The 12,251-nt window shown below is 66.4% G+C and carries 8 protein-coding genes; 6 read left to right on the forward strand and 2 right to left on the reverse strand.

The window, feature by feature from the left end; all coding sequences use genetic code 11:
- The first annotated feature begins 255 nt into the window (after nucleotides 1-255).
- From QM748_RS04655 to QM748_RS04670, 4 genes are all read left to right on the forward strand, one after another.
- Nucleotides 256-2,616, forward strand: coding sequence for an ATP-binding protein (locus QM748_RS04655; RefSeq protein WP_415245880.1), 2,361 nt, complete (start codon nucleotides 256-258; stop codon nucleotides 2,614-2,616).
- A gap of 18 nt (nucleotides 2,617-2,634) precedes the next feature.
- Nucleotides 2,635-3,075: a response regulator gene (locus tag QM748_RS04660; RefSeq protein ID WP_415245881.1), complete on the forward strand. Its 441-nt coding sequence runs from the start codon at nucleotides 2,635-2,637 to the stop codon at nucleotides 3,073-3,075.
- Nucleotides 3,072-5,126: a putative bifunctional diguanylate cyclase/phosphodiesterase gene (locus tag QM748_RS04665; RefSeq protein ID WP_415245882.1), complete on the forward strand. Its 2,055-nt coding sequence runs from the start codon at nucleotides 3,072-3,074 to the stop codon at nucleotides 5,124-5,126. The genes QM748_RS04660 and QM748_RS04665 overlap by 4 nt, the downstream gene beginning before the upstream one ends.
- A 164-nt stretch (nucleotides 5,127-5,290) precedes the next feature.
- Nucleotides 5,291-5,935 carry an O-methyltransferase gene (locus QM748_RS04670; protein WP_415245883.1) on the forward strand — a complete coding sequence of 215 codons (645 nt, stop codon included), beginning with the start codon at nucleotides 5,291-5,293 and terminating at the stop codon, nucleotides 5,933-5,935.
- 46 nt (nucleotides 5,936-5,981) lie between these two features.
- On the opposite strand, the gene QM748_RS04675 is transcribed toward QM748_RS04670, so the two are convergent.
- Nucleotides 5,982-6,314 carry a hypothetical protein gene (locus QM748_RS04675; RefSeq protein WP_415245884.1) on the reverse strand — a complete coding sequence of 111 codons (333 nt, stop codon included), beginning with the start codon at nucleotides 6,312-6,314 and terminating at the stop codon, nucleotides 5,982-5,984.
- A 202-nt stretch (nucleotides 6,315-6,516) separates the two neighbouring features.
- Here QM748_RS04675 and QM748_RS04680 point away from each other — a divergent pair, with 202 nt between their 5' ends.
- Nucleotides 6,517-8,220, forward strand: coding sequence for a VRR-NUC domain-containing protein (locus QM748_RS04680; protein WP_415245885.1), 1,704 nt, complete (start codon nucleotides 6,517-6,519; stop codon nucleotides 8,218-8,220).
- Entirely contained in the window at nucleotides 8,217-10,517 is a 2,301-nt protein-coding gene (locus QM748_RS04685) for a helicase C-terminal domain-containing protein (protein WP_415245886.1), read from the forward strand. The genes QM748_RS04680 and QM748_RS04685 overlap by 4 nt, the downstream gene beginning before the upstream one ends.
- A gap of 79 nt (nucleotides 10,518-10,596) precedes the next feature.
- Here QM748_RS04685 and QM748_RS04690 read toward each other — a convergent pair whose 3' ends face one another.
- Nucleotides 10,597-12,072: a phospholipase D-like domain-containing protein gene (locus QM748_RS04690; RefSeq protein ID WP_415245887.1), complete on the reverse strand. Its 1,476-nt coding sequence runs from the start codon at nucleotides 12,070-12,072 to the stop codon at nucleotides 10,597-10,599.
- Between the last annotated feature and the right edge of the window lie 179 nt (nucleotides 12,073-12,251).

Raw genomic sequence — 12,251 nt, forward strand, 5'->3', positions numbered from 1 at the left:
CGGCAGGGCAGGGGGAGGGGCAGCAGACCGTCGTTTCGCGCGATATCGCACGCTTACACTTTTCTCATATCCAGCAAAGCGGTTTATGCTTTCCCCATCGCTGTTGACGGCCGAGCAGTCCATGGAGTTCGAGGTTTCATTCCCCGCAGGGCACCTGGAAATCGCCATTCCCGGCCATCTCCCTTCATTCTTGCCGCCCTTGTCTATCGCCATCTTCCGGCTGGCTGCCGCCCGCACCGGAGCAGGGGCGCGCGCATGAACACCATCGTCCACGCGATCGAGGAAAGCTTCGCGGCCGTTCCGCTGCCGCTGCTCGAAGTCTGGGGCCGGCTCGGCTATTGGCTGGGCTTCGGGCTGATGCTGCTGGCCTTCGGCAGGTTCACGCTGCGGCCCGGCGGACGCTGGAGGCTGGGCCGGGAACGCCAGACCTGGAATACGAAGGCCTTCTCCAGCATTCCGCTGACCTTCGTGCTGATCATCCTGACCGGCTGGCTCGGTTCTTTCTTCGTGCTTGTGCCGGGGGCGCAGACTTTCGAGTCGCTGAAGGATCTGGTCGTGTTCCTGTGCATCGTGCTGTTCGGCTACCCGGCGCTGATCACGGTGCCGTTCGCCTACGGCCTGTCCGACCTGATCGAAGGTGTGCCGCCCGGTTTCCTGGTCGATTGGCTGCCCGGGTATTTCATCAATGCGGCCTGTTTCTGGGTCGCCTATCAACTCATCGGCAGGAACCCGGACTTTCGGCGCGCCCGCACCTGGGGCGCCTACCTGGGCTTCGTACTGCTGTTCCTGGCCATCGAGCCGGTGCTGTGGGGCCATCTCAGTGCGGCGCAGTTCACGCCGGAAATTTCCTACCGTACCGTCACGCCGGCGCTGATCTTCACGACCGGCGTCACCTGGGTGCTTGCACCGCTGATCATGCTGGCTGCGCTGCCGCTTGCGCGTCGATCGGGTTTCTTCTGGGCCGACATCGGCGGCCATGTGAAGCAGCGGTCGCTGGGCCAGAAGCAGTGGATCTGGGAATCCGGCCATGACCGGCAGGACACGGCGCCCGGCGCGGGGGAATCCGGCGTTCCGCTGCGCATGGTGATCCTCGCCCCCTTCATCGTGCTGGTGCTGTTGATGGTCGGCGCGACTGCCTACGTCACGCTGCGCAGCGCTGCGCAGGATGCGAACCGGCTGGCCGAGTGGCTGCATCAGGAAATCACCGAGAACATCGATCTGCGGCTGGACGAACAACTGTCGCGTCCGGGCGCGGTGGGCGACATCGCTGCCATTGCCGGGCTGCTCGGGGAACTGCCGGTCGCCGCGCACGGCCGCGCCTTCATCGTGGACCGGGCCGGCAGCCTCGTCGCATCGTCGGCGCCTGGCACGGATCCGGTGGTGGCCACGGCGATCGGCCATCTCGCGGGGGGCCTGCAGCAGCTTGCGCCGGATCACCAGTTCCGTTTCGTCCAGATCGACCCCAAGCCCCTGTCGCGTGAAACCTGGCTTGCCCGTGCCAAGGCCTATCAGGACCGCAGCGGCGGCCACGACGACTGGATCATGGTCACGGCCATGCCCGAGTCGTACTACCTGAGCGGCATCCAGACCGGCAACAGCCGCTCGGCCATGATCTTCGCGCTGGCCTTGTTGCTGTCGCTCGCAGTCGCCGCGGTGCTGGCCTCGAAGCTCACCGCGCCGATCCGCCGCATCTCGCGTGCCACCCGGGCGCTGGCCGCCGGCGACCTGGCCCAGCAGCTGCCGGGCAGCCCGCTGGAAGAAATGGACATGCTGGCCCGCTCCTTCAACGACATGGCCGAGCGCCTGAAGCGGAATTTCGACGCCCTGTCCACCGAAGTGGAGATGCGCACGCGCGCCGAGAGCACGCTGCAGCAGGCCCAGATCCAGCTGCTCGCCTTCAATGCCGAGCTCGAGCAGCGCGTGGCCCAGCGCACCTGGGAGCTGCAGGCCTTGAACCACGAGTTGGAGACGTTCTGCTATTCCGTTTCGCACGACCTGCGCGCGCCCTTGCGCGGCATCGCCGGCTTCACCGAGGTCCTGGCGAAGAACCATGCCGGCGCACTCGACGACAAGGCACGGGGCTACCTCGGCCGCGTGCAGGCCGCGACGAACCGCATGGGTGAACTGATCGACGACCTGCTCAAGCTCTCCCGCGTCTCGCGCGACCAGATGCAGCGCGAAACGGTCGATCTCAGCGCCATCGCCAACGAGGTGCTCGGCAACCTGCAGAACGCCGCCCCGGAGCGCGAGGCCGAGCTGTTCGTCGAAGAGGGTCTGGCGGCAGAAGGCGATCCGCGCCTGCTGCGCATCATGCTGGAAAACCTGCTCGACAACGCCTGGAAGTTCACCTCGAAGACGCCCGTTGCCCGCATCGCCTTCACCGCCGACAGCGAAGACGGCGCGCCGCTCTTCACCGTCCGCGACAATGGCGCCGGCTTCGACATGCGCTATGCGGACAAGCTGTTCGGGCCGTTCCAGCGTCTGCACCGCATGACGGAGTTTCCCGGCACCGGTATCGGCCTGGCCACGGTCCAGCGTATCGTGAACCGCCATGGCGGGCGCATCCAGGCCGAAGCCGAGCTCGGCAAGGGCGCGACTTTCCGCTTTTCACTATGAGATCGAGGGCATCGACCCATGACCGACAAGACCATCCTGCTCGTCGAGGACAACCCGGACGATGAAGAGCTGACGATCCTCGCGTTCGAGGAAAACCGCATCTCCAATGCCATCACCGTGGCGCGCGACGGTGCCGAGGCGCTGGATCTGCTGCTGGGGCCCGACCGCGAGGGCGGCAGCGTTTCGCCCTCCATCATCCTGCTCGACCTCAAGCTGCCCAAGATCGACGGGCTGGAAGTGTTGCGCTGCATCCGTGCCGATGAGCGCACCAAGCTCCTGCCGGTCGTGATCCTGACGTCCTCGCGCGAGGAGCAGGATCTGGTCTCCAGCTACAGCCTGGGCGCCAACAGCTACGTGCGCAAGCCGGTGGACTTCGCCCAGTTCATCGAAGCGGTGCGCCAGCTCGGCCTGTACTGGCTGCTGCTCAACGAGCTGCCGGCCGGAAAATCCGCACCATGACGTTGCTGCGTGCCCTCATGGTCGAGGACAACGAGGACGACTCGATCCTCGTCCAGGAGGCCTTGCGAAGTGCCGGCTACGACGTGCGTGCGCAGCGCGTCGAGACCGAGGACGATCTGCGCCACGCGCTGCGCAGCGGGCCGTGGGACATCGTGCTGTCCGACTACATGCTGCCGTCCTTCGATGCCCGGGGTGCGCTCGGTGTGATCAGGAACAGCGACGCCGGCCTGCCGGTGATCGTGATCTCCGGCACGGTCGGCGAAGACGTCGCGGTCGAGACGCTGAAGCTCGGCGCCGACGACTATGTGCTCAAGGAAAACCTGACCCGCCTCGTTCCCGCGGTGGCGCGTGCGCTCGATGCGGCAGAGAACCGGCGCCAGCAGAACCGGCTCGAGCACATGAAGACGCTGATCCTCGAGAATTCGCTGGATCTCATCTGTACGCTGGATACGCAGGGGCGCTTCCTCGAAGTCAGCGCCGCGGCACAGGCCATGCTGGATTACGAACCCGCCGAACTGATGGGCTCTCACATCGAGAGACTGATCCATCCCGATGCGCTGCGGCCCTTCCAGCACGAATTCCAGGCCGTGCTGCAGGGGCAGCGCATGCGTGATTTCGAATGCAGCTTCGTGCACAAGTCCGGCTGGGTCGTGTTCCTGACCTGGTCGGCCGTGCTGTCCCGGGACCACGGCGTGATCGTCTGCGTCGGCCGCGACGTCACCGAGCGCAAGCAGGCCGAGCAGCGCATCCGCTACCTTGCCACCCACGACGGCCTGACCGGCCTGCCCAACCGCAACCTGGTGCAGGACCGCATCCAGCAGGTCATTGCGCACGTGCGCCGCAGCGGCCGCCTGCTCGCGCTGCTGTTCCTCGATCTGGACCGTTTCAAGGTCATCAACGACTGCTACGGCCATCCGTTCGGCGACGCGGTGTTGAAGGCCGCTGCCAGGCGGCTGGCATCGCTGGTGCGCGAAGGCGATACCGTGGCCCGGCAGGGCGGCGACGAATTCCTGATCCTGCTGACCGATCTGCGCCAGACGGCGGATGCCCATGAGGTCGCACGGAAGATCGTCCAGGCACTGAAAACCCCGCTCGTCGTGCAGGGCCGCGAGGTTCACCTGACCGGCAGCATCGGCGCCGCCGTGTTTCCGCAGGACGGCGAATCCGCCGATGCCTTGATCGGCAACGCCGACGTGGCGATGTACCGTGCCAAGAGCCTGGGCCGCAACACCTGCCAGTTCTTCACGCGTGAAATGAGCATGGAAACGCAGCGTCGGGTCAATCTGGAAACCAGGCTGCACGACGCCCTGGCGCTGGGCCAGTTCCAGCTCGCCTACCAGCCCAAGGTGGATCTGCGCACCGGCCGAATCACCGGCTGCGAAGCGCTGCTGCGCTGGCACCATCCCGAACTGGGCATGGTGCCGCCGGGCCAGTTCATTCCGATTGCCGAGGATTCCGGCCTGATCGTGCCGATCGGCGACTGGGTGCTGCGTACCGCGTGTGCCCAGGCCAAAGCCTGGTGCGAGGCCGGACTGCCCCCGGTCACGGTGGCGGTGAACATCTCGGCGCGCCAGTTTCTGCAGCAAGACGTGGTTGACTGGGTGACGGGCACGCTGCACAGCACCGGCCTGCCGCCCGAACTGCTGGAACTGGAACTGACCGAGAGCCTGATCGCCCAGGACGTCGAGAAAGTCATCGCGACCTTCGGCCGGCTGCGCGACGCCGGCGTCAAGCTGTCGATCGACGACTTCGGCACCGGTTACTCCAATCTGGGTTATCTGAAGCGCTTTCCGGCCGATACGCTGAAGATCGACCAGTCTTTCGTGCGCGACATGCTGACCGACCCGGAGGACGCGACCATCGTGCTGGCCGTCATCTCACTGGCCCACAACCTCGGCTTCAAGGTCATCGCCGAAGGCGTGGAGACCGAAGCGCAGCGCGACTTCCTGAGCCGCAACCGCTGCGACGAGATCCAGGGCTACTACTTCAGCAAGCCGGTTTCGGCAGCAGCATTCGAGGATCTGCTGCGTGGCGACAAGCGCCTGCCTTGAATGCATTCGCCTGCTGATGAATGCCGCGCGTGAGCGACGGCAAGCGCGGCAGCCAGGGGAAGGGCAGATGCGCGGATAGCGAAGCCTGCCGGGTGAACGTCAGCGGGAACGTAGGCGCAGCAGACGGCTCCAATGCGCATCGCCACCTCCGCAGGGAGTTGCCCATGGCTCGCATCGCTCACATTGCTGCCGTTCTCCTCGCCGCCCTGATCGCGCCGACCGGTGCATCGGCGCAAGCCGCTGCCGACGTCGAACGCGACCGGCGTGTGCAGACCTTCCTCGACGAGCGTCGAGGCAGCTGGCGGGATCTGAACATACCCGAGATCGATGGACGGACGATGCACGAACTGATCGTCGACAATGGCTTTCGCAACGCCGTGGAGATCGGCACCTCGACGGGCCACTCTGGAATCTGGATAGGCTGGGCCTTGAGCAGGACCGGCGGCCGTCTGACCACCATCGAAATCGATCCGCGGCGGCACGGCATCGCCGTGGAGAACTTCGCCGCGGCGGGGCTGGATGGCGTCATCGACGCGCGGCTGGCCGACGCCCACGAACTCGTGCCGCAGCTGGAGGGGCCGATCGACTTCGTGTTCTCCGATGCGGACAAGGACTGGTACATCAACTACTTCGATGCGCTGTGGCCGAAGATCGCCCCCGGCGGCTGCTTCACCGCGCACAACGTGTCGATGAACCAGCGCGGCATCCGCGAGTTCCTCGACCACATCCAGCGCGTGCCGGACGCCGTCACCATGATCGACACGCGCAGCCGGGCGGGGCTGTCGATCACCTGCAAGCGGAAGCCGTAGCTCAATGGCCGTTCTTGTCGACTGGACAGATTACCCGTCAATCCGCTCATGTCCCCGGCGTTGGCTGCGCCGATACTTCCACGTCGCACGGAAGGCGCTTTTCCACCCGCATCAGGCCGGGTTCGCTGCAGGGGGCGATGCGCCATGTCCGTGCCGCGACCGTCGTCCTGCGTTGGGTGCGGTAGCCGGGCATCTGCAGCACCGCTGCACCCGATCCTGATTCTGCCTCCAGCAGGCGTCCGCTGACGTGCATGCCGTCGCTGAACTCCACCACCAGGTCATCGCCCGCCGAGAAGCTGGCGTCGCCGGGGGCGTCGAGCCGGCGCAGCAGAGCGCCGGGGTACAGGTGCGTGTTGTTGGCAGAGAAACGCCAGAGCATCGGAACCTCCTGTCGTGCCGGTCACCATTCGTGGACCGCCTTGCCTGTTACGTCATCATAGTCCGGGAATCAGCGCCGATGCGCGCTTGGGCCGAGCGTGCAGCGGATGCGTGAATACTGTATATTAAGACAGTTAAAGTGGTCTGGAGAGAAGCATGCGGATCAGCGCGATCCACGAGATGAATAGCGGGATGCATCAGGCTTGAGCACCCTGCCTGTCGCCTTGCCGGCATCGATGTTCCCGCCTCACCGCTACTACTACCTGCACAATTTCCAGCGAGCGCTGGCCTGGGTCGGCGAGCGCTACGACGATCTGCTGGATGAGGCCGGGCACAGCTTCCTGCAGCGGTTCGAGCAACTGCCCCAGCCTTCTCAGGCATTGATAGTCCGCCTGCTGATGCGCCGTGGACCGTGGTTCCGCGCGGACAGGCTCGCGTACGAGGAAATCCCGGACATCGGCGGCGCAGCCGGACCGCTGCTCGAACTCGGCTGGCTTGATGAGGATCAGCCGATGGGCCTGGATGAGTTGTTTGCGCTGCATACCAAACCCGAACTGCTGCGCCTGTTCGCGCGCGAGCCGATCCATACGGGGATGCGCAAGGCAGAGATGCTGGCGGCGCTGCAGGCCATTCATGCAGACCAAAAGAGCTACGCCGAATGGAACCCACAGGCATCGGCGGCGGCTTGGCGGGTGACGGTGGGAGAGATCTGCGAGCGCTTCCGGCTGATGTTCTTCGGCAACCTGCACCAGGACTGGTCGGAGTTCGTGCTGGCCGATCTCGGCGTGTTCCGCTACGAGACGGTGGAGTTCGATGCCGCTTCGCGCGCTTTCCAGTCGCGCGTGAACGTGGACCGCTATCTGGCGCTGCAGGCCTGCCGCCAGGCGCTGGATGAGGGTGTGGAGGCTGCTAGCCTGCTGCAGGCCGTTGCACAACATGCCTGTTCCAATCCCTGGCTGGAGAATCGCCGTGCAAAGGTATTGCTGCGCATCGGCCAGGCCTGCGAGAAGGCGCAGGATTGGGCGCTGGCCGAACAGGCTTATGCGTCATGCCCTTATCCCGGCGCGCGGCACCGGCGCATCAGGGTGTATGAGCGCATGGGGCGCTCCGCCGATGCCCTGGCGCTGGCGCTCGCCGCCCAGGCTGCGCCCGAGAGCGACGAGGAGAGCCAGCGTGTGGCGCGCATGCTGCCGCGGCTGCGGCGCAGCGTGGGGCAGGGCGGGCGTGGGCGTTCGGCCAGCCTCGCTTCCGAGGTGGCGCAGATGCGCATCGAACTGGAACTGGACTGGCCCGGCCAGCCGGCATCGGTCGAATTCGTGCTGAGCGAGCACTGGCACGGCGAATCCGCGCCGGTGTTCTATGTGGAGAACGCGCTGATCAATTCCTTGTTCGGCTTGCTGTGCTGGCCGGCGATCTTCGCGCCGCTGCCGGGCGCTTTCTTCCACCCTTTCCAGAGCGGGCCGGCCGATCTCGGTGCGCCGGATTTCGTCCAGCGTCGTGCGGCGCTGTTCGATGCCTGTATGTCGCGGCTCGACGACGGCAGCTATCGTGATGCGATCCGCCAGCGCTTTGCCGACAAGCAGGGGCTGCAGTCGCCGTTCGTGTTCTGGGGCACGCTGAGCGAAGAGCTGCTGGGGCTGGCGCTGGACTGCATTCCGGCCGCGCACCTGAAGCTGTTCTTCACGCGCCTGCTGCGCGACGTGAAGGCCAATCGCACGGGTTTTCCCGATCTGGTGCGCTTCTGGCCGGATGAGCGCCGCTACGAACTGGTCGAGGTCAAGGCGCCGGGCGACCGGCTGCAGGACAACCAGATCCGCTGGCTGCAGTATTGTGCTGGGCACGGCATTCCGGTCAGCGTCTGCCATGTGCGCTGGCGCGGGCAGAAGGCTGTGGAGGGGGTAGCGTGAGCTACACGGTGGCCGTGCGAGCGCTGTGCGAGTTCACCGCGCGCACGGGCGACCTGGACCTGCGCTTCACGCCTGCGCCCAGCGCGCTCGAAGGCATCGCCGGCCACGGCGTGGTGCGCTCGCGCCGCGGCGAGGGCTACGAGAGCGAGATCGGCCTGACGGGGGCCTACCGCGACCTGCAGGTGCGTGGCCGCGCCGATGGTTTCGATGCGCGGGCTGGGCAGGTCGAGGAGATCAAGACCTACCGTGGCCGGCTCGATGGCATCCGCGCCCACCACCGCGCGCTGCACTGGGCGCAGGCCCGCATCTATGGCCATCTGCTGTGCGAGGCGCGAGGATTCGAGCGCCTGCGTGTGGCGCTGGTGTATTTCAACGTCGGCACCGGCGAGGAGACGGTGCTGGCCGAGACGCAGGAGGCCGCGGCGCTGCGCGCCTTCTTCGAGGAGCAGTGCGAACGCTTTCTGGCCTGGGCGCAGGCAGAGGCGGCCCACCGCAGCGCGCGTGATGCGGCACTGGCGGCGCTGCAGTTTCCGATGGCGGGCTTCCGCACCGGGCAGCGCGAACTGGCGGTTGCCGTCTGGCGCTGCGCCAGCCAGCAGAGCGGCGGCCAGTGCATGATGGCGGAGGCGCCGACCGGCATCGGCAAGACCCTGGGCACGATCTTCCCGATGCTGAAGGCCGCGCCGGGGCAGGGGCTGGACAAGCTGTTCTTCCTCACCGCGAAAGGCACCGGCCACAACCTCGCGCTGCAGGCGCTGGCGGCGGTGGACAGGCAGTTCGCCGCGCAGGCGCAAGCCTTCCGCCTGCGCGTGCTCGACGTGCAGGCGCGCGACAAGGCCTGCGAGCATCCGGACAAGGCTTGCCACGGCGAGTCCTGTCCGCTGGCAGAAGGGTTTTACGACCGTTTGCCGGCCGCGCGTGCCGCAGCGATCGCCCAATCCCAAACTTGGGATGCGCCGGCGATGCGCGGCGTGGCGCTCGCGCACCGGGTCTGTCCCTATTATCTGGCGCAGGAGCTGGTGCGCTGGAGCGACGTCGTCGTGGCCGACTACAACTACTTCTACGACAGCACGGCGATGCTCCATGCGCTGACCGCGGCGCAGCAATGGAAGGCCGGCGTGCTGGTGGACGAAGCCCACAACCTGGTCGATCGCGCGCGGCGGATGTATACCGCCGAGCTGTCGCAGTTCGCGCTGGCCGATGCGCGCAAGGCGGCGGCCGGTGCGGCGCGCAAGGCGCTGGACCGGCTGCAGCGCTGCTGGAATGCGCTGAACCGGGCGCAGACGGAAGACTACAAGGCCTATGACGAGGTGCCGGATGAGCTGCTCGGTGCCCTGCAGCGCGCCATCGGTGCCATCGCCGACGACCTCGCCGACAAGCCGATCCCGCCCGGCGATCCGGTGCTGGGCTTCCATTGGGAGATGCTGCGCTTCCTGGCCTTGGCCGAGCAGATGGGTGGCCATGCCCTGTTCGATCTCAGCCTGGCGGCCGGCCATGCGGGGCGCCAGCGGACCCCGGCTTCGACGCTCTGTATCCGCAACGTGGTGCCGGCGCCGCACCTGCAGGAACGCCATGCGCTTGCCCACGCCAGCGTGCTGTTCTCCGGCACCCTGAGGCCGCAGCATTTCTACCGCGACATGCTGGGCCTGCCCGCGGACACGCACTGGATCGAAGCCGATTCGCCTTTCCAGGCCAGCCAGCTGGAGCTGCGGGTTGCAGGGCACATCTCCACCCGCTACCGCGACCGCGAGCAGTCGCTGCAGCCGATCGCCGAACTCATTGCGGATCAGTTCGCGCGCCGGCCCGGCAACTACCTGTGCTTCTGCAGCAGCTTCGACTACCTGCAGCGGGTGGCCGACACCTTGCAGCGCCTGCAGCCGGAACTGCCGGTCTGGCGGCAGACGCCGTCGATGGACGAGGCCGGGCGCAGTGCCTTCCTGGAACGCTTCACCGAGCAGGGGCAGGGCATCGGTTTTGCGGTGCTCGGCGGCGTGTTCTCCGAAGGCGTCGACCTGCCCGGACGGCGCCTGATCGGCGCCTTCGTCGCCACGCTGGGGCTGCCGCAGCTCAACCCGGTCAACGAACGCATGCGGCAGGCAATGGCGGCATATTTCGGCGCCGACAAGGGCTACGACTACACCTATCTCTACCCGGGCCTGCGCAAGGTGGTGCAGGCCGCCGGGCGGGTGATTCGCAGCGAGCAGGATCGCGGCGTGGTGTTCCTGATCGACGACCGCTATCTGCGCAGCGAAGTCCGTGCGCTGCTGCCGCGATGGTGGCGGGTGCAAGGCCGATGAAGGCAGCTCCGCTGCTCCGGGTGATCCATGGCTGCGATGGCGCCAGCCGGCGACATGGAATCCCGCCGCCGGCCGTGCTTCAGGCCTTCCGCCGCCAGTGCGGAAAATGCCAGCCCTTGAACAGCTTGCGCTTGTGCAGCGGCTCGAACATCGCGTCCGGCCCTTCGGGGTCGAGGATCTGGTTGTCGGCGATCCATTCCTCGGTGTCGCTGAGTTCAGGAATCTCGTAGTCGATCAGGGTCCGCCCCTCGCCGCGCAGATGGTCGATGGCGGCGATCAGCGAGCCGCGGCGTTCATGTTCCTCGGCAACCTTCTCCGGCTCCGTGCCCAGGTGCTCGGCGATGAGGTCGTAGCGGATTTCGGCGATGCGCTTTCGCTTTTCCTCCGCCTCGGCGCCATCGGCGGACAGGATCACGTCGCACTCGGTATCGAGCCGCAGCGAGCGGTTGTTGAAGTTCGACGAGCCGACGCGCAGGTAGTCGTCATCCGCGATCATGATCTTGGCGTGGACGTAGATGTCGGTACCGCCCTTGGTCCGCGGATGGTAGATGCGGAATCGGCCACGCTTGTCGATGCGATGGATCGCCTCGACGAGGCGGGCCCTGGCCGTATCCATCGCCATCGGTTCGAGCCAGCCTTCGGCGCCGACCGGGTTGATGACGACGATTTCCGGGCCGTCCTCCTCCGCCAGCCGCTGGGCGATCGCCCGTGCGATCTTGCGCGAGGCGAAGTACTGGCTCTCGGCATAGATCAGCCGCTTCGCCTGCGCGATCAGATCGATGTACATCTGCTCGATTTCATGTATCGCGTCCTCGCCGTCGAGCTCGGGCTTGGTACGTGCGATGCCGAGCCGGACGTCGTGGAAGCTGGGTTCCAGCCCCTCCGGCCAGCAGTCATGGGCGTCGTCGACCGGCATCAGGCGTTCATCCGAGGCTGCCAGCCAGCGGTCGCGCGCCAGATCGCCGATCGCGCGGGCGGCAGCGCCGTCGAAGGCGCTGGTCGCGTCATGCCAGGGCTCATAGGGTTTGCCGCCCGGATCGATGCGCTGCGGATCTTCGTCTTCGTGTTCACGCCGGTCCCAGCGGCACATCGTCATGTCGATGCCGCCGCAGAAAGCCAGGCAGTCGTCGATGACGACGATCTTCTGGTGATGCGAGCCGGCAAAGGGGTGGGCGGCGTCCAGCCGCAGCGTGATGCGGCGGTGCATCTTCCAGCGCAGGATGGTCAGCAGGGTCTTGCCGCGGAACAGCGCCTTGAAGGCGCCGGTGTCCCAGCGCAGCAGCCGGATTTCCAGTTCGCGCGAGCGTTTGGCCAGCCACATGACGAAATCGCCCAGGTTCGCCGGGCCTTCGTCCTTGCGATCGCCCAGGTCGATGCGGGCATCGAAATCCCAGCCGACCAGGAAGATGCTCTTGCGCGCCGCCAGCATCGCCTTGCGCGCGACGACGAAATAATCGGCCGCGTCGACGATGAAGGCGAAGCGGTCGGCCTTCTCGACCCGCCAGCAGTTCTCGCCGGGACGGAACAGGCTCCCCTCTTTGTTCTTCTCGCTCATGACATCCCCCAGTGCTCAACATGGTTTATGGATGGAGCCAGGCGCCGAGAACCTTCGTTCACCGGCCTTGCCCATGTACTACCACGAATGCCTGCCCGCGGGCCACCGGGGATATCCCGCGGAAAAGTCTGCTTGCATTGTTCCGTTCTGAACATGCGTTGCATCCCGCAGGGTGAGCC

The organism is Thauera sp. (assembly GCF_047601425.1).
Lineage (GTDB): Bacteria > Pseudomonadota > Gammaproteobacteria > Burkholderiales > Rhodocyclaceae > Thauera.